Genomic DNA, 21,190 nt, shown 5'->3' with positions numbered 1-21,190 from the left:
TAGGAGTTAGGAGTTAGGAGTTAGGAGTTAGGAGTTAGGAGTTAGGAGTTAGGAGTTAGGAGTTAGGAGTTAGGAGTTAGGAGTTAGGAGTTAGAAGTTAGGAGTTAGTAATATTTAGCTTCAAACTTCAAACTCTAAACTCCAAACTCCAAACTTCAAATTTGAAACTCCAAACTCCAAACTTCAAACTTCAAACTCCAAACTCCAAACTTCAAATTTGAAACTCCTAACTCCTAACTCCTAACTCCCACTCCCAACTCCCAACTCCTAACTTTCTATTTAGGGGTAACTTTGTCAATTACCTTGATTTTGCCATCGTCTCCTACTGTCCAAACATCGTAAACACCAACGACATCGCCGTTAGCATCAACATCTACGTTGCCACTGGCTCCTTGATAGTTAATCTTTTTACCATCTTTAAGTAATTTCAGTCCCTCGCAGACATCAGTAACTTCTGTGCCAGGCCCATCAGCAACTTCACGGATTTTGCTGGCTATGCCAACGCCTGTATTTTCCTTAGCAGCTTGCGCTGCTAATGTCAATAAAGCAGCCGCATCCCAAGCTTGAGGAGCGTATTCCCCTGGTTCACCACCCTTTTTATCCTTCCACAGCTTGTTGAAAGCTGCTAGTGCTTTACCATCGGAACCGGGTACTGTACCGATCGCTCCAGTTAAAATATATTTACCATCACTGCCTTTGCCAACTTGTTCGGGAAAACTAGGTGATTTCACCCCATCTGTCAGCAGAATTTGCACTCCTTTAGTCACACCTTGCTGGTAGGCGGCTTTCAGGAACAGACTACCAGTTTCCGCATACAGTACAGCTAGGACTGCATCTGGTTTACCAGCAAAAGCAGCAGCCGCTTCTGTATCAAATGTTTGGGCTTTCGGGTCGTAGCGGACAGGTTTATCTTTATTAACGATGGTTCCACCCAATTTTTCAAAAGTTTGCACAAATGCTTTTTCCAAACCAACGCCATAGTCGTTATTAATCACAACTGTAGAAACTCGCTTAAAACCTTTTTTTCTGGCAAGTTGGGCTAAAGCTAGTGCTTGGTAGGTATCGGGGGGAGCAGTACGCGCCCAAAAGCCTTTATAGTCGCCTTTTTGAGCTTTTTCAGTAAAGACGGGACTGGTACTACCAGGAGAAACCAGCATAACTTTATTCGGCGTGGCGATGGAGACTGCTGCACTAGAAACGCTACTGGCAAAGGAACCAACTACACCTGCTACTTTATCTAAAGTTGCTAGTTTGGTCATCCCGGCTGCACCGGCTCTGGGGTCGGTTTGGTCGTCTACTTGCACCAAGGTAACTGGTTCGCCATTCACCCCACCACAAGCGTTGACGGTATCAACAAGTAAAGGGACGGAACCTAACATCTGCTGTCCGACAGATGCCAAGTCGCCTGTTGTTGGTAGCAAGGAACCAATTTTTAGCCCTTGAGCAGTGCTTGTAGTAGTTGAGTTTGCTGCTGGGGTAGCGGTACTTCCGGTATTAGCTGTGCCATTGGGGGTACTATTATCACCACAAGCCCCAACTAGGAACCCAATTGCTAGGGTAGCTATACTAAAGGTTAAGGCGGCGCTAATTTTTCTCATAAGTAATTTTACTCCTCAGATATTTAGGAGCCTAAAAGTAAGATGCAAACTATATAAGTTAGCTGGATCTTATCAGGACTCCAAAGGATAAATCATATCATCCATCTTTAGGAGTAGAAATATTTACCACTAGATTAATATTATTATTTTACACAGAATATACTCTGTGTATCAAAGGCTGGAAAACGGAGAGGGAGGGATTCGAACCCTCGGTACGGAGTTGCCTGCCGTACAACAGATTAGCAATCTGCCGCTTTCGACCACTCAGCCACCTCTCCATGACTCACGAATATCAATGTTACCAGACTCGTTCTTAAGAGTCAATAGTCATTAGTCATTAGTCATTAGTCATTGGTTATTTACAAAACACTAAGGACTAATGACTAATTTTTTAAAGGACTTGCGATCGCATCCAAGCTAGGGGCAAAGTGCGTAACTTTTTCCACTGGGGAACGTAAGCCCTCTGACTGAACACATCATAATTGTTGCGTTCAATCACCTCCAAAATCTGTCCGTATAACATTGATGCTGCCCACACGGGCCAACGGGCATCGGATGCTAAATAAGTAATTCCCCGATCGGATGTGCTATAGAATTGGCGGGCGCGATCAATTTGAAAGCGCATCAACGCCCGCCAACGATCATCTACCACACCTTTGAAGAAGTCTTGCTCGGTGTAGTTGAATTTTTCCAAGTCCTCAAGGGGAATGTAGATTCGCCCCCGTTTGGCATCTTCTCCCACATCCCGCAGGATGTTGGTGAGTTGATTGGCAATTCCCAGAGCGATCGCTTCTTCTGTGGGAAGATATGGTTGTTTGTTCTGATGCCACGGAGCGGTGTATATGGTGCTATCTACACCCATAACTGCTGTTGACATTAAGCCGACAGTGCCAGCAACGCGGTAACAGTAGAGGTATAAATCCTCAAAGGTTTCATAACGACTGCGATATAAGTCCATGCGCTGACCGGCAATCATATCCCGAAAGGGCTGAATGTCCATCGGAAAGCGCTGGAGGGTATCAACTAAAGCGACATCGTAACTTTCTAATGGCTGTCCCGCAAAAATCGATTCCAGCTGCTGTTCCCATAGGTCTAGGGTTTCTGGCGTGGTAATAGCAGATGCAGGTCCATCTACCAATTCATCTGTACGGCGACACCAAGCGTAAATTGACCAAATAGATTGACGTTTTACCGGACTCATGAGCAAAGTACCCAGGTAAAAAGTCTTGGCATACTTTGCTGTGAGATGTCGGCAAAGTTTGTATGACTCGTCTACAGAGACCAGCGTTTTCATGCGCGGGGGGGAATCAGGCAGTTGCAGCATTCGTTGCGGGCGGTCGGGTGAGCGTTTGCAGGTTTGAGGAATTTGCTACCGGGAGAGCCTCAGAAATTGCCTGCGCTGTCAGCTTACCAGAAAGTACGGCACCTTCCATACTGCCTAAGTAGCGTTGCATGGTATAACTTCCGGCGAGATAGAAGTTGGCAATGGGCGTAACTTGTGCGGGACGGTACTGTTGACGACCAGGGGTCGCTTTGTAAACTGAACGCGGCGTTTTCACCACATGAGATTTTAGCAATGTTGCTGGATTGTCTCCCCCAAAGTGGTCAGGGAAAAGTTTTTCCAATTCAGCAAGCGTTGCAGCCACAATCTCCTCATCAGATTTGGCAATCCAATCTTTTGCCGGAGCTAGAACTAATTCCAGCATTGAGCGATTGGGGTTGGCGTATTCACGGCAGGTGTTGCTCATATCAGCATAAACGCTTAGGAGGGGCGATCGCGAAAAAAGCAAGTGATCAATTTCTGTAAGTTTCCGGTCAAACCACAGATGCAGGTTAATCACTGGTACTCCTTCCAAACCTTCGAGCTTTTGAAAAAACTCCATTTGCTTCCAAGGTTTCGGTAACATCACCTTCAATGGATCAACCGACATGGCAGATACATACACATCAGCCGTCAAAACTTCATCTTCTGCCCCATTTAAGCCTCGAATCAAGTATCCTTTTACCGTGCCATCAGCATTCAGTAAAATCTCTTTCAATGGGGCATTCAACCGCACTTCTCCACCGCGTTCTGTGATGTAATCTACGATTGGGCTGCATAGACGTTCTGTGGGAGAACCATCCAAAAATGCAATCTTGGAGCCATATCGTTCTTGCAAAAAGCGATTCAGTGCAGTTAACAGGATGGTTGCCGAAACTTCATCAGGATTGATAAAGGTGAGCGCTTTACATGCGGCAATAAAAACGTCACTAGTTACCCGCTCGTCAACACCTTGTCTTTTCAACCATTCTAAGAAGCTGTATTTGTCCATCTCTTCAACATACTTTTGACCCCGAACCACTGCTGGAAGGAGGCCAACTGCAAATCGAATCTTCTGCTCCCAAGTCAACATGTCTTTGTTGCGAAGAATCGATGCAATCACGTTGAAAGGAGATGGAATATCTGGAACATCAAAACGTGAGAGTGTCCCAGGCTTGTCTGGTTGATTGAAAATCAACGTATGATCTTTCCACTGGAGTCTGTCTTCAATGCCCAACTCCTTGAGCAATTGCAGCATATTCGGATATGCCCCAAAGAAGGCGTGTAACCCGGTTTCGTACCAGTCGCCGTCAGAGTCTTTCCACGCCGCAACAAGACCACCCAATACGTCCCGGCTTTCCAAGACAATGGGAGTGTGACCTGCGTCCGTGAGATATTTCGCGCAGGAAAGTCCTGCTAGACCAGCACCCGCGATCGCTACTCGCATTTAACCTTAATGCCCTTCAATATTTCTTAATGGTTTTGTCGATTCTCATTATACGTTGCAAACCGTAACATTTGGCAGTTATTGTGCGATCGCTTCCCCAAAAAACTTTATAAAAGAGAATTTTACCTGCCCCCATCTGCCCAACAAAATTGCTAATACCATTGTTGCCAACAGGTTTGGGCAAACATTTCATCTATATTTCTATCTAGGAAATTTAACCAAACAAAAGTAATTCCTTTGACTGAAAATAGGTAATCTCAAAAGTAGTTGATTTCTTTGGAAATCTGTGTATCTGATCTGAGAAAATATCTAGGGTACTGATTATAGACTGCTATTAAACAACTCAATTAGGTAAAAAATTATGAGTGGAGCGCAGGAGCTAAAACGTTTTGGACATCACCTGATTCTAGGTATTTCCGGCACTACATTAAGCGATGACGATAAACGCGCACTCAATGAATTAAAGCCGATTGGGGCGATCTTTTTTGCTAAGAACTTTTTGGATAGCACCCCCTATCAGATTTGGCTGGAAAGCTTCAAAGATTTAAACAATCAGATACGAGAATATACTGAACGTGATTCGATGTTTATGACTTTGGATCATGAAGGAGGTCGTGTCATTCGTACACCACTGCCAATTACGCGGTTTCCTCATGCGTTGTTGCTGCGATCGCACGCCCGCGAAGTAGCAAAAGCCACAGCAATAGAATTAAAATCACTGGGAATAAATTTATCTTGGGCGCCTGTAGCAGATATTTTTTCCTATCCCCACAACCCCGTGATTGGGACTCGCGCCTTTGGTAACACTCCCGAAATTGCTACTCAAGGTGCGCGTGAATACTACCTTGGACTTCGAGAATCAGGAATTTTGGGATGCGCCAAACACTTCCCCGGACATGGAGACACCAGCAAAGACTCTCACATTGAGCTACCAATACTGAATTTAACTTTAGAAGACCTGCGACTTCGAGAACTCATACCTTTCAAAGCTTTAATCGAAGTACAGATTCCTTTAATCATGACTGCCCATATTTTATTTCCTAAGATAGATGCTAATGTACCAGCTACGCTTTCCCAGGCTATTCTCAAAAGCATACTTAGAGAGGAACTTGGCTTTGAGGGAGTGGTTGTATCTGACGACTTAGATATGAAAGCGATCTCAGATGTGTTTATTAAAGCTGGTACTGTGGCGCGGTCATTTCATGCAGGCTGCGACCTGTTTATTGTCTCGCGTAATATTAATTCATCATCTATTGAAAGAACTTATCAGATTGCTGAAGATTTCGTTGATTCCCTTAGCAAGGGTAATTTAGATGAATCAGTAGTGGAAGCAGCCAGAGAAAGAATCGATAAACTGCTGGCAGTAACACCGCAATATCCCGTAAATGCTCTGGATAAAGACATATTATTGCAACATGCTCAACTAACGATCGCTAGTTCTTATTCATAACCTAACGTGCATTCAAGTTCCATCTTATTAGCAATTTTCAAAAGGCTAGCTAGGATTGCATTTCTTAATTTTGAATGCGTGAATTTTGAATTGCTTAATGGGTGGTATAGGGGTCGAACCTATTTCTGCGGGTTAAAAGCCTGCTGCACAGCCGTTATGCCAACCACCCTAGTTAATTTAAATAAGAAATGAGCAACTGCGATAGATATTTTTTACATCGCAAGCCTTACACCAACACTAGATATAAATCCACCTGGGAGGTACTGCCCCTCCTATTTCTGTGTTATCAGCACAGCGCGTCACTTTTCGGCTTCAGGTGGAAAAAATTGCTGAATCTACACTGTGGAATTTCTAGACTGATTTTTCTTAGCCCAGTAACCCCTTAAAGGTCTAGGAATACCGTATTTTTTGCACCACTTAGCGATTGCAACGTCAGACACTCCAAACTTCTGACTCACTTCAATAGGACTTACGCACAGGTAACGGAAAATCGAACCTGTAACATTCTTCTTGTAAGCAAGACACTCTACCAATTGAGCTACAGGACTACGCAAGCGAGTGGAGGGGCTTGAACCCACGCGCTGAGTATGGCGTACTCAGATGCTACCGATTACATCACACCCGCACTAAGCTGGTAACAGGAATTGAACCTGCAACCTACTGATTACAAATCAGTTGCTCTGCCAATTGAGCTACACCAGCACTAATTTTGGTGACGGGGGCAGGAATTGAACCTGCTGATGTTCAGGTTATGCAGCCCCACGAGCCACCGTTGCTCTATCCCCGCATAATCACCAATACCCTTGACTGGATTTGAACCAGCAACCTCTTCGTTCTAAGCGAAGCGCCTCTTCCGTTGGGCTACAAGGGCAAAATCTGAGTGGCATGGACGAACAGTTCCTAAAACTCCTGCGCTCCCAACTGCGCCACGCCCAGATATTTTGGTACTCCTGGTGGGAGTCGAACCCACAACGAACAGATTTTAAGTCTGCCACCTCTTCCAATTGGGCTACAGGAGCAAGTTTTGGTACTCTTGGTGGGAATCGAACCCACAACATACCGTTTTTGAGACGGCAGCCTCTTCCAGTTGGGCTACAAGAGCAAAGTTTGGCAGCCCCACCAGGAATCGAACCTGGAATCTTCGCCTTCAAAGGGCGCTATGTTGCCAATTACACCACAGGGCTTTATTGCCAGGGCAGGGTTTGAACCTGCAACCTCATCGTTCAGAGCGATGCGACTTACCAATTCGTCCACCCGGCATTAAATAATTCGTAGTTCGTAGTTCGTAATTCGTAATTATGTTTTGTGACGGGGATTTAGACCCCGACTAACATTAAAGCCGTTTATAGAAACTTGGGTATCAACCCCTATTTAATTATGAATTACGAATTAGTAATTACGAATTATAATTGGCTGCCTCAGTAGGACTCGAACCTACAACCGCGCGGTTAACAGCCGCTTGCTCTACCATTGAGCTATGAGGCAACGAAGCCCCCCAGGTCGGAATCGAACCGACGACCTCCTGTTTTTCAAACAGGCCCTAACTACCAACTGAGCTACCGGGGGATAAGAGAAGAGATGATGTAACGAGAGCGGAGGGATTTGAACCCTCAAGTCTTCAGTTTCGTAGACTGAGATGTTATCCAGTTACACCACACTCTCAAAGCGGAGAAAGAGGGATTTGAACCCTCGGTACGGAAACCGTACAACAGATTAGCAATCTGCCGCTTTAGGCCACTCAGCCACCTCTCCATAGTGGGTCGAGCAGGATTTGAACCTGCGCGCAAAAATGAACAGTTTTACAGACTGTCGCCTTCAGCCAGACTCGGCCACCGACCCATAAATCATTCCCTCGACGAGAATTGAACTCGCATCTGTGTTTTGAAAGAACACTGACTTAACCATTCGTCCACGAGGGCATAATTGAGTGAATTTTGGATTTTAAATTTTAGATTTTGGATTAAATTTTTCAATCTAAAATCGGCAATCCAAAATCCAAAATTGTCTGACACAGGGACGCTTGTTTTGAACCTAGAACATCGGATTTGGAGTCACGAGGTGTTACCATCCCTGCATTTGGTGGCAGTGGCGGGACTTGAACCCGCATATACCCGGTTATGAGCCAGGGGCTTTACCATTAAGCTACACTGCGGAAATCACCAGAGGTCAGAGCGGGATTTGAACCCGCGCTAATCGGTTTTGCAGACCAACGCCTTCGACCACTTGGCTACCTGACCGTTTGGGAGTCCCGACGAGATTTGCACTCGCAATTTTCAGTTTGAGAAACTGACGGCTTAAACTATTCGCCTACAGGACTACAACCAGGGTGACGGGATTTGTAGACGCAAAGCGGCTTCCCGCACGATACCCGCAACATTTCCGCAGACAACGGAACGCTCTAGCCAGTTGAGCTACACCCCGATTTTTTGATATCTGTACCTAAACTTTGAGGTTTTTAGGCACAGATTTTTGGTGAACTTGCCCATTTCTTATTTAGTTTTCAAGGTTCAGAAAAATTGCTTTTAACTGTTAGAAACTGTTAGAAAAACAACCGAAACTCTAGGTAGAAAGCCTGTTGTGTATTACGGATGTATTCTGTAGTTTTGCTGAGTGCAAACTTAAAACTTTTTTGCTTGATTGCTTCTACTTTCGATGGTTTGCAAGTAGGAACAGCTTTGTTGGCTGGGAAGTTTGGTTTATTCCAACGCCTGTCCTTTAGTTGTATGTAAAACATGATTTTGACCCTTGAGAAGCTTTGTCTTTCGCCTCACTACATTTAGACTACAAAACACTACAAGAAGTGTCAAGGGGTTTCAGAAAAATTTTTTTAAAATTGTATAGAGAAGCTTCTACACTTATATTTGAGCTTGCTAAACCCTCTGAAAAGTCAAACTACAGCTTATGATTGGGTGAATCTTTAAAAGCCTGAAAAGCCTGACGTGACAAATAACTCCCTCAAGCGACAACAGATAATTAGTTTTGTAGCGATCGCCTCTACAATTACAGCTTGTAGTATCACCCCACAATTGGGATTGAACAAGCCTTTAAGCAAAATCCATACTGCACTTCAAGATCCAGCAAAAGGCCAAATTAATGCCCAACTACCGTCAGCCAAAGTAGAAAATCCTACATTTACAGTCCCAGCTAAATTTCAGGGAAAAACAGTTTATAAGGTTCCACTCAGTAGTAACGAAAAAGTTATTGCTTTGAGCATTGATGATGGACCGTGGCCAAAAACAACCCTAGAAATGCTGGATATCCTCAAGCAAAATGATGTTAAAGCAACATTCTTTTGGGTAGGACAAGCTTTGCAAGCAAATCCTGACCTAGCAAAGCAAGAGGTAGCCGAGGGACACGCCATTGGCAACCATACTTGGCATCATTGGTATCGCCGGATGGATGAGGCCACAGCCAAGAGTGAAATTGATCGCACAGCTGATCTGATATACAAAACTACAGGAGTCAAAACTGCTCTGTTTCGTCCTCCTGGAGGCTTTTTAAACAACGGACTAGCCACTTATGCTAAAAGCCAAAAAGATGCTGTCATTATGTGGTCGCTAACTTCAGCTGATACTGACCCTCACGCCAAACCGCAAGCATTTGTAAATAATGTCTTGAAAGGCGCGAAACCAGGTTCTATCGTTTTGATGCATGACGGTGGTGGCGATCGCCAAAGAACCGTACAAGCATTGCCACAAATCATCAGTGGACTAAAACAGCAAGGCTACCGATTTGTGACAATTCCCGAACTGCTAAAAATGGCCCAATAAACGCAGAGAAATTTTACTCCCCGAATTTTAGATTTTAAATTTTGGATAATGGAATTGAATAATCCAAAATCCAAAAAGGTCTGTTCTGGCAGTGTCTCCAAGAGTTACCCCCGAATTTCAACGCCAGAACAAATCTAAAATCCAAAATTGAGTCACCCTACTACTTTGTTTATTCGCTCATGACAGAAGCACAAGCTTGAGATTCTTGCCAGAGTTTATACAAAAAGAACTCAGCGCGATCGCTCATCGTGGTGAAAAACACACCTACAGCATCCTTAGAACTATCTAATAGCCAAGAACCCCGCAGAGTGACTTCCATATATTCGGCATCGCAGGCACAGAGGGCAATAATTTCTCTGTCATCCCTTTTTACCTCAGCCTTAAGCACTTCTACTCCTGGCAAATCAACAGGAAGCAAAAAGGAAGCGGTACTGGGTTCAATGCATAAACTTTGCCCAACTCGCAGGGCTAAAACCACTCGCTGCGCTACCCATTCTTCTAGCGACAGAGTGAGACATTCCAAATAAAAACTGCTTTCAGTGTAAGTTAATTTCAGCATTCCTTATGCTCTCCTGTTATTCCAGGCTTCCTTGCATATCTATCCAAAACTGTTCGGCAAAAGAAATCGCGGGGTGGATTGGTGCTTTTGGCTTGGTACGCAGTTGCATACCAGCTTCAAACAGGGTGCGATCGCCTTTACAGGAGTTACATTTCTCACAAGCTGTGACTACGTTATCCCAAGTGTGAGAACCGCCTCTTGATCGCGGCATCACATGATCTAGCGTTAGATGTTTGCCGCTACCACAGTATTGGCAAGTGTGATGATCTCGTCGCAACACTTCCCGCCGATTCACTGGCGGAACTTTCCACATCCGCTCATTAGAAGTAATTGTTAAGCGAATGTGTTTTGGCACATCAATTACTAAACTGGGTGAGTGAACTTGCCATCCGCCTTCTGTGGTAAAACCTAGCGGTTGAGCTTTGTCTGTTAGTAACAGCACAATCGCCCGCTTGATATTGATCCGACACAGTGGCAAGTAATTTTGAGAAAACACCACCACAGATTGCTCTAACACTTGCATTGCGTTCGCGCCGCGCATTGAAGATATCGTCACAGCTTAACTCCTTATAAAAAAACCCCCGCTTCAAGTTTTTGGTGAAGCGGGGGTTAGAATTGACCGGAAAGTTTTCTAGTCTCATATCGGTACAGTATTCCTTTGTCTGTACCCCCCCGTTTCTTCATCTAGTTCTGGTTTTGCATTCAGCGCACTAATGCTGAGATGTCTAAAATCATAATTACCCTCTGTGATTTGCCCATAATTTCGGCTACCATCGCCCATAAATAAATACTCCACTTCCATAGCAGCCGATTCCCAACCGGTTCGGCAATTGGTAGCGCACAAAATTAAAGTAGATATGGGGTAAATGGATTTCACAGAAAATTTCACCTATTGAATATCGCTTTAAACATACTACACTTGTATTACTATCTTGTCTATACCTTTAAGGAGAAATAGTGATGCATACGATCGCTCGCACCCCAACCACCGATATGGAAGTTACCAGCATCCGCCTAGAGCGGGAACTGAAAGATAAGCTCAAAGAAATAGCTGGAAATCAGGGATATCAAGCTTTAATCCGAGATATCCTTTGGAATTATGTCCAGCAAAAATCAGGTGAATGGAAGCCTCGATTTTCCCGAACCGACATTCGAGCTAGCATCGCGGCTACAGCCCAACAAGAAGAACGCTGTGTACTCACAGGTCAACTAATTCAACCCCAAGAACCAATGTTGTTAGGGCTGACCAGGAATGGCGATATGGTTCCTCTGAGTGTTGAGAGTTTGGCTGGATAATTTTAATATTCAGGCAATGCAGCTCAATTATTTAGCAAAAATAACTGAGCTGCATTCCTAATTTAGCTTTATTTTACAAAAACTTTAAAATATATCCAGTGTTTTTACGGAATTTTATGGGGTATTTTCCTGAAATTATAGAGAAATTACGGTTTATGTATACTTACAGACAGGATATTCTAAATCAAAGTAAGTTAATTATCTCGATATAAAGAAGATAAAACAGCCAAAAATAATCAGGCTGGGACATTTTAGAATATCCTAAGTATCTCACTACCTATGTAGCAATTTGCTTAATATAGCGGGAACTTGGCCATCTCTTATATAAAAGGGCTATAACAGGTGAGAGAAAGTATTCATCCAATATTTGTCAATTATCAAGCTGGAGCAGCACAACTAACGGTGAAGAATATGCCAAGAGGTTGGGTGCAAAAAGAATGGGGTTACTATCCAAGGGCGTGCCAAGAATGAAAAAGCCTTTATCCTCGCCGCCACATTATGTAGATGACACAGATCGACTACAACCTTACCAAGTCAAGCTGATGCAGCATCAGGAAGAACCTGCCCGCAAGTTGGTACAAAAGATTAACCAAATCATTGCCAATAGCTCCGCTACGGCCTTGATGCTGAAAGATATTGCTCAATTGCTAGGAGTTGTCTTTCAAGTAGATTGTTGCTGCTTGGTTTCAGTAACGAGTGAGGCATCGGAGAAAGCAACTACTAGTAATTGGTGTGCTGATGAGTATCTAGCGTTACCACACTCAGAAGAAATGTTTTCGATGGAACAGTTGCTTATGCACTCGCCAGTGCTGCAATGTGCTGCTGAACCATTGATTATCGAAGATATTTCTATCATTCAGAATAGTCTGGTAATTGGGTGTCAATATTTACCACTACCGATAAAAGCAGTTTTGGCAATTCCCACCCGGTTTGGTGGCAATAATAATGGGGTAATTAGTCTAATTAAATTCCAACCCTATGATTGGAGTGAATCAGAAAAACAACTGCTAAAAGAGGTGGAGTCGGCTTGTGCGATCGCTTTTTCTCGCGTAGCACAAGCCCAGCTAATTGCTCATCAACAACAGGATCTACAAAAGAGCAAGCAGTCTCAAAGCTTGATTAAGCAACTAACCTTATTGAGTCGGAGCAACTTGGAGCTTAATCAAATGCTCCAGTTAGTTATCGCCTCTACTGCGGAATCTCTACAGGCAGATCGGGGTTTGCTCATACTACTAAAATATACAGACCCACTATTTAGGACTCAAGCTAAAAAACAAATTCCTAAAGCGAAAGCGAGAGTGGTTGGTGAATGGGCTAAAGAAACACAAATTTCTTGCACTACTAAATCAGATACCTTAAAAGATCAGTCTTTCTTGCTTTCAGAGTGTGGTTTATGCCAGCGTGCCTTCATAGATTCTGCAAAGCCTGTAATCTTTGATGATTATACAGAGCAAAATGATACTTCCTCAGCGGCTCCATTGTTTGCAATAGAGCAATTGCCTGCGGTATTATTAGTGCCATTAGAGAGTCAAGGTAAAATCTTAGGATTCTTGGTGCTACAGCAAGCTGTGACTCGCAGTTGGCAAGCAGCAGAATTAAATCTTGTGGAACTGGTTTGCGCTCAAGTAAGTAACGCCATAATTCAGTCACAGACATTGCGCCAGGTGCAAACTTTGGTAGATGAGCGAACGGCGAAACTACAGAGTAGTTTGGAACTCCAGGCAAAATTGCATGAAAGAACCCGGCAGTATGTTGAGCAACTGCGGAAACTCAATGAACTCAAAGATGAATTTATGAGTAACATGAGCGATCGCTTGCGCTATCCTTTGACAAACATGCTGATGTCAATTCGGAATTTACGTTTGCCAGGAATCGCGCCAGAGCGTCAGGTTAGATATATGGATATCCTAGAGCAGGAATGTACAAAAGAAATTAACTTGATTAATGACTTGTTGACACTCCAAAAACTAGAGTCGCCTCACGAAGCCCCGCAATTAGAATCTATAGATTTAAATACTAAAATCCAGAATATAGCAGCATCTTTCGAGAAAAAACTCGCAGAGAAAGGATTAAAGATTTCTGTAGATTTACCAGAGGAATCGCTAAAACTGCAAACTGAACTGGAGAGTTTTGACCGCATCCTGCAAGAATTGTTAACAAATGCCTGTAAATATTCACAGCATGATACAATAGTCCACCTTGAAGCCTCTCACCAAGTTGATCAACAAATAGATCAAGTTATCATGAAGGTGACGAATACAGGACATGCCATCTCTCAAGAAGAAGCGACCTACATCTTTGACAAATTCCGTCGCGGAAAAGGGCGCTGGACTCCGGGGACTGGCTTAGGACTTGCTTTAGTCAAGTCTTTAGTGCAGCATCTGAATGGAGCGATCGCAGTTGAAAGTCTGCCAATTTCGGATTCTGAACAGAGCGAAATTTGCTTCACCCTGACTTTGCCCCAATTTTCTGACGAAAGCAAACCATAATTCTGAAAGTGACTAAACAACAGAACGCAACAGAGAGGCTTGATCTCCAGTCTCCTAGTGATGACATCTACCTCGAAGGAGATTTGACTGCTGATGCAGTCGTAGCAGCTAAGGTAGAAATTCAAATTGAGAAAATAGCAGAGCGACAGCGACAAATCACCGCCAAAGTCCAAATTCCCCAACCAGTAGAACAAATCTGGAAGGTTCTGACAGATTATGAAGCCTTACCTGACTTTCTCCCCAACCTCGCCAAGAGTCGTCTAATTGAGCATCCCAATGGTGGAATTAGACTGGAGCAAGTAGGCTCCCAGCGCTTACTGAATTTAAACTTTAGTGCGCGGGTAGTTCTGGATTTGGAAGAATACTTTCCCAAAGAAATTAACTTCCGCATGGTGGAGGGAGATTTTAAAGGCTTTTCTGGTAGTTGGTGCTTAGAGCCTTATTCCCTTGGTGAGTATGTAGGAACAAATCTTTGCTACACAATTCAAGTTTGGCCTAAACTCACTATGCCAGTGGGAATTATTGAAAACCGCCTTACTAAAGATTTGCAGTTAAATCTCCTGGCTATTCACCAACGTGTAGAAGAGTTAGCCAAGCATTGAACCTTATGTATAGTTAAAGTATCATTCAGACTTCTTCCTGAATGATACTTTAGTTTCGTAGATTTGCAGCAAAAAACACTTTTGCTTTTTTATTGTTTTTAAGTACCCCCAGGGGAATTCGAATCCCCGTTACCTCCGTGAAAGGGAGGTGTCCTAGGCCTCTAGACGATGGGGGCATCGGACTCAAACCTTTTATAAGGTAACCAATTTCCTAGCCTTTGTCAACAGCTTTTGCCAAAAAAAGTTTGTGGCGGCTAAACTGGGTGGAGGCAAAAGCTTAAAGAGGATACAAACTCATGGAGACACCAAAACAATTTCTTAGATGCTTCTGCGGTTTGCCGCAGGATTCATCAGCATCCGGCGCTGGGGATTTAAAGGGATGTGCAGATAGAAAAGCTAAATTCAGCAATGGACAAAGGGTATGATGTTGTACCGGGTAAAGTTAATTTCTACGGTTTTTTACAAAAGATTTTGAAATAAATCGCTCAAAATCTACAACATGGAAGCATCTTTTGAAATTACCCTACAGATGGCGATCGCCGTCCTTGCTGGCATTAGCGCCCAAGTGCTGGCTGCATACTTTCGGATACCCAGTATCGTTTTGTTATTGCTGTTGGGCATTCTCTTTGGCTCTGATGGCATCGGGCTGTTGCATCCCCATTTGCTAGGCAGTGGATTGGAAGTTATTGTCGCCCTCGCAACGGCAATCATTTTGTTTGAAGGCGGACTTAACTTAGATTTGCGAGAGTTAGGTAGAGTTTCAGTCAGCTTACAATTGCTCGTCACTCTAGGAACGCTGATCACATTGCTTGGTGGGAGTATGGCTGCTCACTGGCTGGGTGAATTCCCTTGGAAGATAGCTTTTCTCTATGCTTCTATAGTCGTGGTTACAGGCCCAACCGTCGTTGGACCTTTGCTCAAACAAATCAATGTAGATCGCCAAGTAGCAACACTCTTGGAAGGAGAAGGGGTTTTAATTGACCCTGTAGGGGCTATCCTCGCCTTCGTCGTCCTCGATACGATTTTAAATGGCGATGCTGACCCGATTAATGCGATCGTTGGTTTGTTGATGCGCTTGGGTGTTGGTGCGGCAATTGGTGGTGCTGGCGGTTATCTGATGAGTTTGATTTTTAAACGCGCCGGTTTTCTGTCATTTGAGCTAAAAAACTTAGTGGTGTTGGCGATACTTTGGAGCCTGTTTGCCTTATCGCAAATGATCCGTAGTGAATCGGGAGTAATGACAACAGTAGTTGCAGGGGCAGTATTTGCTAACTCTTCAGTCCCAGAAGAACGTCTGTTAAGGAGCTTTAAGGGTCAGCTGACAATTCTCAGCGTCTCGGTGCTATTTATCTTATTAGCTGCTGACCTATCCATTGCCAGTGTGTTTGCTTTGGGTTGGGGTAGTTTATTCACTGTTTTGGTATTAATGTTTGTCGTTCGCCCAATTAATATCCTCTTGTGTACTTGGAATAGCGATCTAAACTGGCGACAAAAAGTATTTTTAAGCTGGGTTGCTCCTAGAGGAATTGTTGCTGCCTCCGTCGCTTCTTTTTTTGCAATTTCGCTGACACAGCGCGGCATTAACGGCGGTGATTCCATCAAAGCTTTAGTTTTCTTAACAATTATTATGACTGTTGTCTGCCAAGGGCTAACAGCTGGCTGGGTTGCTAAATGGCTGCAAATCACTTCCAAAGACGTAACTGGGGCAGTGATTGTGGGTTGTAATCCGTTAAGTCTTTTGATTGCCCGCTTCTTTCAAGAACGGGGAGAAAACGTGGTCATGATTGATACTGACCCCGACTGTCTTGTGCAAGCCGAGGCGCAAAATCTGCGGGTGATTGCCAGCAGTGGGCTTGATGCTGCTGTTTTGGAAGAGGCAGGACTTGGCTCTATGGGTACTTTTTTGGCTATGACTAGTAATGGCGAGGTGAATTTTGTTTTGGCTCAACGAGCAGCTGAGGAATTTAAACCGCCACGCGTCTTAGCTGTTTTCCCGCGCGATCCGCAAGCGAATATTTCGGTTAGTAATAAAGTTAATCAAGCTTTTATTCCAGACTTAGCGATTAAAACTTGGAATGAATATTTGAATGATGGGCGCGTTAAGTTAGGGACAACTACCCTAGATGAGTTGGAGTTTTCTATTCAATGCGATCGCATTCAAGAAAAAATTCGGACTGGGGTTTTGATACCGCTATTGGTAGAACGAGAAGAACGCTTACAGGTAATGTCAGCTAACCAAGATTGGGAAGTTGGCGATCGCATTATTTACCTGTTACATGACCCCAGACCTAGCCTTTTAAAACGCTTATCTGGTGCTACTCAATCCACCCCCCTCTCTCTAGAAAAGTTACCAGAGGTTGAAGACCTATCCCTCGTCCAATTGTCTGAATTTTCTGCTAGTGAGGCTCCTGGGGGATGAGGGGGCAGGGGGCAGGGGGCAGGGAGCAGGGGGAGAAAGAATTCCTAACTCTTGACTCTAAGTAACTGGGTCAAATTAAATATAAAACCTCACCCTGCCTCCGGCTTCCCTCTCCGATACTTTGGAGAGGGATTGAGGGTGAGGTTTTTTCTTATATTTAATTATGCCTACCTACTTGTTATCGAGGAAGGGAGTTCTTACTGAGGGCAGTTCGAGCTTACGGAAAATTTCCTCCTGCCTCCTTCAATAGCCTTGAGAAGGAATAAATTTGCCTTCTGGCGGTTGTTGCGAATTATCAATTTCTGGTCTTGGCGTTTCTTGATATATTTCCCATTCTTGCCACAGTAAAGCAGATAAATTCAGTATGGCAAGAATTAGGGTCGCCACAGAAATCAGATAACTGTGAATTGTGTAAAGGTGTTGGATAGTAACTGTGTTAATGGCTCCACCGCCAGTTAGAATCTCGCGGAGTTGTCCACCAATAAAAGGAATAGCTTCGATGGTTCCTAGTTCAATGTTAAAACGCCAGTATCCTTCCTGAGTCCAATCTAGGATCATCGCTGTCCAATTCAGCCCGATCGCACTTAAGGTTAACAAAATCCCACTAATCCAAGCAGCCAGCCAACTCTTGCGAAATTGCCGACCTAAAAACATCACCACTATTTGAATCAGAGCGATCGCAATTACCGCGTTACCAGCAATATCATGCGCTCTCCAAAACAACCACCCGTATGGTAGTTGTGTATTAATCATCTTCAATGAGTTATAAGCTCCGCCGGCTGTCGGTTCATAATAAAAAGAAAGCATTACTCCGGTAGAGATATAAATTAAGCACAAAGTCAGAATCACAACCGATATTATCGTTGCTAATCGCCGCAAAATCCTATCGAACTGGGTGCTTTGCATAGCTGACCCCTCCTGTTCTTAACTAGGTATTTATTACTATTATGATTTTAGCTAAGAAATTTTAATAAATGTTGCATTATTCAAATTTTCAAATCGGATATATTTAGGACTTACGCAAAAGTTACGGAATAACGAACCACAGAGGCGCAGAGGACACGGAGAAATAAGAGTTTGAGAGATATTTTGCGTAAGTCCTAATATTAAACGATTCTCGATTTGCTAACTAGCCCGCCTCAGACTTAAGTCTCTTGCTAATAGCTCAAGTCCACGAAGCGTGGACTGAAACCGGTTACTAGTTTTTAGACGATAGCCTAGCAATGAATTACTAGGCGATTGTTGGGACTAGCATCAGATATCAGTTAAATCAAATATTGCACCCAAGCTTTTAAGGGTTCTGCTGAACCATACCAAATCCCAGGACTTCTCGGAGAATGCCTCACACCTTCAATCACCAGATTTTCTGCCCCTTCTAAGTGAGCAGCTTCAATGGGTGTGATTCCATCTCCCCAAGTGTTGCCTTTACCACAGGTTAATTGGTAACTACTATAAGCTAACCAGCTACCGCGCCGCCTTTGGCCAAAGATAGTTTTGCCCGCCACACAAATGTAACGAACGTTTTTGTAAAAAGCTCCTGGGTAGTTATTGGTGACAAAATCCAAATTGGAGCGTGTCCAGCGTTCTTGGCTAATATGGGGTGTACCCAAGGTGATCAGAGTAGCAATCAAAGGATGCGCTTTCCAGAGAGATGCTTTAACGTTAACTCTTGCCAAATAAGGCTTTTCTCCCATGTAGATGCGTGATATCCAACCTCCTGCTGAGTGAGCAATCAAGTTAACTTGAGTAGCATTATGTTGCTGCAATGTCTGTTTGATTGTAAAATCGAGTTGTTGCAGAATTGGCGTTACAGGTCTTCCTCCAATAGTGGGTAGCCAGTCACGTCGTCGCAGTGGTACTGTAACGGTGGGAAAATCTAACTGTTGTAGGGATTGTTCTAGTTGGCGGTAAGCGATCGCGCTTTCTAGATATCCAGGTAAAATAACTGTCGGTAACGGCATTTTAAATTTTGGATGGAATAATTGATAAAGGTTTGAAATTTTTTGACGAATCAGAAGTCAAAAGTTAAAATTGCGATCGCATGACTGACTCCTTTTATAAAAACCCAAATAGTTTTGGTGGGGTTTAGGGCTAGAATTTCAATAAAATTGTACAATTTGCAACAGATTTAGGGACTGCTGATGTGGTAGTATTTTCACATGGGGACTAGTCTTGGCTAAGTAAGTGTACCATCTGTTACAGAAGCGTAGTTGACTGGAAAACAGTAGACACAAGGCAACTTCAAGAAATGTTGTTATCTACTCAAATTTGATAAATATCCGAGATATTAATTTTAATTGTGTGCGTCTTAACAATAAGAAAAGAAATCAAAAGTAGTAATTTTTAAACTATTTCTTTAGCAAGCTCAAATTGGAACACATGATACAGCGTCATTGATCGATTAAAAACTTGAATGAATGGTAATTTTGGCGTTTTTATTGCCAGGATAGGAAGTTATTATTTCCTTAGTGGGATACATATATTGCAATATCTTGCAATATAGTCAAAAAAAGAAAATCGCTAGTCAACTGCAACTGAGCCGAGTGAACGATAACAGCTATGTCTTACGTCTCCCTGTTTAGAAATATACCAGAACTGTTAAGCCAGCCAATTGGGATAGCAGCAATAGCTTCTCTTGGCATCCACGGTGCGATCGCCATGATTGTGCCATTGATGCCTATGGATTCTAGCAAACCCAAGGATACAGCATCATCAAAAACAGTCGGACTTTTGGAATTGAGCCAAGCCGACCAAAGTCGTTTGCCGCAAAGCACGCCGCAAGTTGGTTTACAACAACTTCCTCCAATAGTGCCACTTTCTACTCCAAACTTTAGCGCCCAAACTCTATTACCCCCAGTGGCACCAGCGCCATCGAGTCAGCTAGTACTGCCTCCCCTACCCGCATCATCGAATAACTATCGAGTTTCTTCCTTGCCTACAAAGCAGTCTTTGCGGATGATTCCTAGTGGTAATTTGGGATTTGATGCCTCTAAATTTGATAGTTCTAAATACAATACCAGTCCTAAATTCTCTCGACCGAATCCTAGTGTGAATGTTAGTGACACCAAATACGAAGCACCTGTGTCGGTCGCTGTAAATAGATTACCAGAATTGCAATCGCAGAAAACACCTAATTATATTCTGCAAAAGCCATTAGCTGTAAATAGATTGCCACAATTGCAGTCGCAGCAAATACCTGATGATATTCTGCAAAATGCCCAATCTCCAAACTTATCTGACACTAGCCCCATTGCAACAGCACAGGGAAATACGGCTTCACAAATGACGCAATCGGTTAATGATGGGTCTAGAATTGGTCAAAACCCGTTGATAACTTCTCTAAAACAAGCTCGCAGGGCTGAGGATAGCTTAAGCCTTATTAGGGGAACCACATCACAGACACCCAATTTATCTGCCAAAGGAACTCAACTAGCTATAGCACAGCTAGACTCCTACACAAACCTGAGAAAGGAAGTCCAGCAACAATATCCCAATGCTGAACAAAAACCAGTCATCCGCCAAACATTAGCCACCAAGAAGCCGAATCTTGAAGGTGCTGTTTTAGGTGTATTAGTGGTAGATCAGGATGGTAAGGTCTTAGATATCAAGTTTCAAGACAAGTTACTTTCCCCGGAATTGAAATCAGAAGCAAGGGAATACTTCAATAAGCAATCCCCCAAGGGAGATAAACGGATCAGTTCCTATCCATTTAATCTAAGTTTCCAAAACAACATTAGCAACACCACTGGGGCTACTCAATTATCTGCACCGGGAATCAATAACAATCAGTTTACCCCCAAACCATTTCCTGAACTGCGAATCAAAAATAATCAGCCTGCTTCCTCATCGACAGGTATTCTTAAACCATTAATACCAATCACAAATAACCAGCCTGCGTCCTTACCGACAGGTAGTCTTAAACCATTATCTGCAACGGGAGTTAATAGCAATCAATTTACGCCCTCACCAGCAGTTAGTTCTAAACCATTCCCTGAACTACAAATCATAAATAACCAGCTTACGCCTTCATCGGCTACTACTTCCGAATCCTTAGTACCGCCGACAATCAATAAGACTCAGCCTACAGCCTCTGCTGAATCGGATGGAAAATTAGTAGAACTGTTGCGTCAAGTGAAGGAAAACAGAGAAAACTCTAATCCAGAAAAATAATTAAACCTTATCTAAGTTGAGAACCGTAGTTTTCACCCTCTCCCTAAATCCCTCTCCCAAATGCTTGAGAGGGAGTTTGAAATTCTGGCT

Annotated in this window: 19 protein-coding genes and 21 tRNA genes; 9 read left to right on the top strand and 31 right to left on the bottom strand. The window is 43.4% G+C overall.

Annotation, left to right across the window (positions count from 1 at the left end):
* Window positions 1-275: 275 nt before the first annotated feature.
* The 4 genes from V7K73_RS17870 to pds all read right to left on the bottom strand — a co-directional run bounded on the left by V7K73_RS17870 (window position 276) and on the right by pds (window position 4,345).
* Window positions 276-1,598, bottom strand: coding sequence for an ABC transporter substrate-binding protein (locus V7K73_RS17870; RefSeq protein WP_334881904.1), 1,323 nt, complete (start codon window positions 1,596-1,598; stop codon window positions 276-278).
* Window positions 1,599-1,784: 186 nt separating this feature from the next.
* Window positions 1,785-1,876: transfer RNA gene (locus V7K73_RS17865), tRNA-Ser, on the bottom strand.
* Between the two features lie 113 nt (window positions 1,877-1,989).
* Window positions 1,990-2,922 carry a 15-cis-phytoene synthase CrtB gene (crtB, locus tag V7K73_RS17860; RefSeq protein ID WP_334881903.1) on the bottom strand — a complete coding sequence of 311 codons (933 nt, stop codon included), beginning with the start codon at window positions 2,920-2,922 and terminating at the stop codon, window positions 1,990-1,992.
* Window positions 2,906-4,345: a 15-cis-phytoene desaturase gene (gene pds / locus V7K73_RS17855; RefSeq protein ID WP_334881902.1), complete on the bottom strand. Its 1,440-nt coding sequence runs from the start codon at window positions 4,343-4,345 to the stop codon at window positions 2,906-2,908. The genes crtB and pds overlap by 17 nt, the downstream gene beginning before the upstream one ends.
* 361 nt (window positions 4,346-4,706) lie before the next feature.
* Between pds and V7K73_RS17850 the strand changes: the two genes are divergently transcribed.
* Complete coding sequence (locus tag V7K73_RS17850; RefSeq protein WP_334881901.1) at window positions 4,707-5,795, top strand: glycoside hydrolase family 3 protein; 1,089 nt, start codon at window positions 4,707-4,709, stop codon at window positions 5,793-5,795.
* A gap of 98 nt (window positions 5,796-5,893) precedes the next feature.
* On the opposite strand, the gene V7K73_RS17845 is transcribed toward V7K73_RS17850, so the two are convergent.
* From V7K73_RS17845 to V7K73_RS17745, 21 genes are all read right to left on the bottom strand, one after another.
* Window positions 5,894-5,964: transfer RNA gene (locus V7K73_RS17845), tRNA-Lys, on the bottom strand.
* A gap of 305 nt (window positions 5,965-6,269) precedes the next feature.
* Window positions 6,270-6,336: transfer RNA gene (locus tag V7K73_RS17840), tRNA-Val, on the bottom strand.
* A gap of 12 nt (window positions 6,337-6,348) precedes the next feature.
* Window positions 6,349-6,420 (bottom strand) — tRNA-Gly (locus V7K73_RS17835).
* Window positions 6,421-6,424: 4 nt separating this feature from the next.
* Window positions 6,425-6,497 (bottom strand) — tRNA-Thr (locus V7K73_RS17830).
* 96 nt (window positions 6,498-6,593) lie between these two features.
* Window positions 6,594-6,666: transfer RNA gene (locus V7K73_RS17825), tRNA-Leu, on the bottom strand.
* Between the two features lie 71 nt (window positions 6,667-6,737).
* Window positions 6,738-6,814, bottom strand: a tRNA-Leu gene (locus V7K73_RS17820).
* A gap of 6 nt (window positions 6,815-6,820) precedes the next feature.
* Window positions 6,821-6,897: transfer RNA gene (locus V7K73_RS17815), tRNA-Leu, on the bottom strand.
* A 6-nt stretch (window positions 6,898-6,903) separates the two neighbouring features.
* A tRNA-Gln gene (locus V7K73_RS17810) sits at window positions 6,904-6,979 on the bottom strand.
* 3 nt (window positions 6,980-6,982) lie between these two features.
* Window positions 6,983-7,055, bottom strand: a tRNA-Gln gene (locus V7K73_RS17805).
* Window positions 7,056-7,205: 150 nt separating this feature from the next.
* Window positions 7,206-7,280, bottom strand: a tRNA-Asn gene (locus V7K73_RS17800).
* Window positions 7,281-7,286: 6 nt separating this feature from the next.
* Window positions 7,287-7,361: transfer RNA gene (locus V7K73_RS17795), tRNA-Phe, on the bottom strand.
* 21 nt (window positions 7,362-7,382) lie between these two features.
* Window positions 7,383-7,457: transfer RNA gene (locus V7K73_RS17790), tRNA-Arg, on the bottom strand.
* 4 nt (window positions 7,458-7,461) lie between these two features.
* A tRNA-Ser gene (locus V7K73_RS17785) sits at window positions 7,462-7,547 on the bottom strand.
* Between the two features lie 4 nt (window positions 7,548-7,551).
* A tRNA-Tyr gene (locus V7K73_RS17780) sits at window positions 7,552-7,634 on the bottom strand.
* 8 nt (window positions 7,635-7,642) lie between these two features.
* Window positions 7,643-7,713, bottom strand: a tRNA-Glu gene (locus V7K73_RS17775).
* Window positions 7,714-7,764: 51 nt separating this feature from the next.
* Window positions 7,765-7,902: a hypothetical protein gene (locus V7K73_RS17770; RefSeq protein WP_334881900.1), complete on the bottom strand. Its 138-nt coding sequence runs from the start codon at window positions 7,900-7,902 to the stop codon at window positions 7,765-7,767.
* Window positions 7,873-7,947: transfer RNA gene (locus V7K73_RS17765), tRNA-Ile, on the bottom strand. Before V7K73_RS17765 ends, V7K73_RS17770 begins: the two co-directional genes overlap by 30 nt.
* 11 nt (window positions 7,948-7,958) lie before the next feature.
* A tRNA-Cys gene (locus tag V7K73_RS17760) sits at window positions 7,959-8,032 on the bottom strand.
* 3 nt (window positions 8,033-8,035) lie between these two features.
* Window positions 8,036-8,112 (bottom strand) — tRNA-Glu (locus tag V7K73_RS17755).
* Window positions 8,113-8,116: 4 nt separating this feature from the next.
* Window positions 8,117-8,216: transfer RNA gene (locus V7K73_RS17750), tRNA-Asp, on the bottom strand.
* A 118-nt stretch (window positions 8,217-8,334) separates the two neighbouring features.
* Complete coding sequence (locus V7K73_RS17745; RefSeq protein WP_334881899.1) at window positions 8,335-8,529, bottom strand: hypothetical protein; 195 nt, start codon at window positions 8,527-8,529, stop codon at window positions 8,335-8,337.
* Between the two features lie 205 nt (window positions 8,530-8,734).
* Here V7K73_RS17745 and V7K73_RS17740 point away from each other — a divergent pair, with 205 nt between their 5' ends.
* The gene (locus V7K73_RS17740; RefSeq protein ID WP_334881898.1) at window positions 8,735-9,565 is read left to right on the top strand and encodes a polysaccharide deacetylase family protein; all 831 of its coding nucleotides are present in this window, start codon (window positions 8,735-8,737) and stop codon (window positions 9,563-9,565) included.
* A gap of 169 nt (window positions 9,566-9,734) precedes the next feature.
* Here V7K73_RS17740 and V7K73_RS17735 read toward each other — a convergent pair whose 3' ends face one another.
* The 3 genes from V7K73_RS17735 to V7K73_RS17725 form a co-directional block, all read right to left on the bottom strand.
* Window positions 9,735-10,124 carry an alr0857 family protein gene (locus V7K73_RS17735; RefSeq protein ID WP_334881897.1) on the bottom strand — a complete coding sequence of 130 codons (390 nt, stop codon included), beginning with the start codon at window positions 10,122-10,124 and terminating at the stop codon, window positions 9,735-9,737.
* A gap of 16 nt (window positions 10,125-10,140) precedes the next feature.
* Window positions 10,141-10,647, bottom strand: a complete 507-nt coding sequence (locus tag V7K73_RS17730) for an HNH endonuclease (protein ID WP_334881914.1) — start codon at window positions 10,645-10,647, stop codon at window positions 10,141-10,143.
* A gap of 114 nt (window positions 10,648-10,761) precedes the next feature.
* The gene (locus V7K73_RS17725; protein ID WP_334881896.1) at window positions 10,762-11,013 is read right to left on the bottom strand and encodes a hypothetical protein; all 252 of its coding nucleotides are present in this window, start codon (window positions 11,011-11,013) and stop codon (window positions 10,762-10,764) included.
* Between the two features lie 71 nt (window positions 11,014-11,084).
* Here V7K73_RS17725 and V7K73_RS17720 point away from each other — a divergent pair, with 71 nt between their 5' ends.
* From V7K73_RS17720 to V7K73_RS17705, 4 genes are all read left to right on the top strand, one after another.
* Complete coding sequence (locus V7K73_RS17720; protein WP_109011785.1) at window positions 11,085-11,420, top strand: hypothetical protein; 336 nt, start codon at window positions 11,085-11,087, stop codon at window positions 11,418-11,420.
* Between the two features lie 342 nt (window positions 11,421-11,762).
* Complete coding sequence (locus V7K73_RS17715) at window positions 11,763-11,891, top strand: hypothetical protein (RefSeq protein WP_334881895.1); 129 nt, start codon at window positions 11,763-11,765, stop codon at window positions 11,889-11,891.
* On the top strand, window positions 11,888-13,909 hold the full coding sequence (locus V7K73_RS17710; protein ID WP_334881894.1) for a GAF domain-containing sensor histidine kinase: 2,022 nt from the start codon (window positions 11,888-11,890) through the stop codon (window positions 13,907-13,909). The genes V7K73_RS17715 and V7K73_RS17710 overlap by 4 nt, the downstream gene beginning before the upstream one ends.
* Window positions 13,910-13,917: 8 nt before the next feature.
* Entirely contained in the window at window positions 13,918-14,511 is a 594-nt protein-coding gene (locus V7K73_RS17705; protein ID WP_334881893.1) for an SRPBCC family protein, read from the top strand.
* A gap of 103 nt (window positions 14,512-14,614) precedes the next feature.
* On the opposite strand, the gene V7K73_RS17700 is transcribed toward V7K73_RS17705, so the two are convergent.
* Window positions 14,615-14,687, bottom strand: a tRNA-Glu gene (locus V7K73_RS17700).
* Window positions 14,688-14,807: 120 nt separating this feature from the next.
* Here V7K73_RS17700 and V7K73_RS17695 point away from each other — a divergent pair.
* Both V7K73_RS17695 and V7K73_RS17690 read left to right on the top strand, forming a co-directional pair.
* A complete protein-coding gene (locus V7K73_RS17695; RefSeq protein ID WP_334881892.1) occupies window positions 14,808-14,936 on the top strand; it encodes a hypothetical protein in 129 nt (42 codons plus the stop codon).
* 74 nt (window positions 14,937-15,010) lie between these two features.
* Entirely contained in the window at window positions 15,011-16,930 is a 1,920-nt protein-coding gene (locus tag V7K73_RS17690) for a cation:proton antiporter (RefSeq protein ID WP_334881891.1), read from the top strand.
* 243 nt (window positions 16,931-17,173) lie between these two features.
* On the opposite strand, the gene V7K73_RS17685 is transcribed toward V7K73_RS17690, so the two are convergent.
* Entirely contained in the window at window positions 17,174-17,836 is a 663-nt protein-coding gene (locus V7K73_RS17685) for a cytochrome b N-terminal domain-containing protein (RefSeq protein WP_334881890.1), read from the bottom strand.
* A 359-nt stretch (window positions 17,837-18,195) separates the two neighbouring features.
* Window positions 18,196-18,891 (bottom strand): esterase/lipase family protein, encoded by a 696-nt coding sequence (locus V7K73_RS17680; RefSeq protein WP_334881889.1) that lies wholly within the window; start codon window positions 18,889-18,891, stop codon window positions 18,196-18,198.
* A 598-nt stretch (window positions 18,892-19,489) separates the two neighbouring features.
* On the opposite strand from V7K73_RS17680, the gene V7K73_RS17675 reads away from it, so the two are divergent.
* The gene (locus V7K73_RS17675; RefSeq protein WP_334881888.1) at window positions 19,490-21,100 is read left to right on the top strand and encodes a hypothetical protein; all 1,611 of its coding nucleotides are present in this window, start codon (window positions 19,490-19,492) and stop codon (window positions 21,098-21,100) included.
* Window positions 21,101-21,190: the final 90 nt, after the last annotated feature.

The organism is Nostoc sp., assembly GCF_036916975.1.
Classification (GTDB): Bacteria; Cyanobacteriota; Cyanobacteriia; order Cyanobacteriales; family Nostocaceae; genus Nostoc.
Note: the sequence above shows the minus strand (reverse complement) of the source record. Positions and strands in the feature narration are given on the sequence as shown.

What these genes read in the sequence shown, in the direction of transcription:
- V7K73_RS17870 (WP_334881904.1), bottom strand. Translation starts at nt 1,598, where the DNA reads ATGAGAAAAATTAGCGCCGCCTTAACCTTTAGTATAGCTACCCTAGCA.
- crtB (WP_334881903.1), bottom strand. Translation starts at nt 2,922, where the DNA reads ATGCTGCAACTGCCTGATTCCCCCCCGCGCATGAAAACGCTGGTCTCT.
- pds (WP_334881902.1), bottom strand. Translation starts at nt 4,345, where the DNA reads ATGCGAGTAGCGATCGCGGGTGCTGGTCTAGCAGGACTTTCCTGCGCG.
- V7K73_RS17850 (WP_334881901.1), top strand. Translation starts at nt 4,707, where the DNA reads ATGAGTGGAGCGCAGGAGCTAAAACGTTTTGGACATCACCTGATTCTA.
- V7K73_RS17770 (WP_334881900.1), bottom strand. Translation starts at nt 7,902, where the DNA reads ATGCGGGTTCAAGTCCCGCCACTGCCACCAAATGCAGGGATGGTAACA.
- V7K73_RS17745 (WP_334881899.1), bottom strand. Translation starts at nt 8,529, where the DNA reads ATGTTTTACATACAACTAAAGGACAGGCGTTGGAATAAACCAAACTTC.
- V7K73_RS17735 (WP_334881897.1), bottom strand. Translation starts at nt 10,124, where the DNA reads ATGCTGAAATTAACTTACACTGAAAGCAGTTTTTATTTGGAATGTCTC.
- V7K73_RS17730 (WP_334881914.1), bottom strand. Translation starts at nt 10,647, where the DNA reads ATGCAAGTGTTAGAGCAATCTGTGGTGGTGTTTTCTCAAAATTACTTG.
- V7K73_RS17720 (WP_109011785.1), top strand. Translation starts at nt 11,085, where the DNA reads ATGCATACGATCGCTCGCACCCCAACCACCGATATGGAAGTTACCAGC.
- V7K73_RS17710 (WP_334881894.1), top strand. Translation starts at nt 11,888, where the DNA reads ATGAAAAAGCCTTTATCCTCGCCGCCACATTATGTAGATGACACAGAT.
- V7K73_RS17695 (WP_334881892.1), top strand. Translation starts at nt 14,808, where the DNA reads ATGGAGACACCAAAACAATTTCTTAGATGCTTCTGCGGTTTGCCGCAG.
- V7K73_RS17690 (WP_334881891.1), top strand. Translation starts at nt 15,011, where the DNA reads ATGGAAGCATCTTTTGAAATTACCCTACAGATGGCGATCGCCGTCCTT.
- V7K73_RS17685 (WP_334881890.1), bottom strand. Translation starts at nt 17,836, where the DNA reads ATGCAAAGCACCCAGTTCGATAGGATTTTGCGGCGATTAGCAACGATA.
- V7K73_RS17680 (WP_334881889.1), bottom strand. Translation starts at nt 18,891, where the DNA reads ATGCCGTTACCGACAGTTATTTTACCTGGATATCTAGAAAGCGCGATC.
- V7K73_RS17675 (WP_334881888.1), top strand. Translation starts at nt 19,490, where the DNA reads ATGTCTTACGTCTCCCTGTTTAGAAATATACCAGAACTGTTAAGCCAG.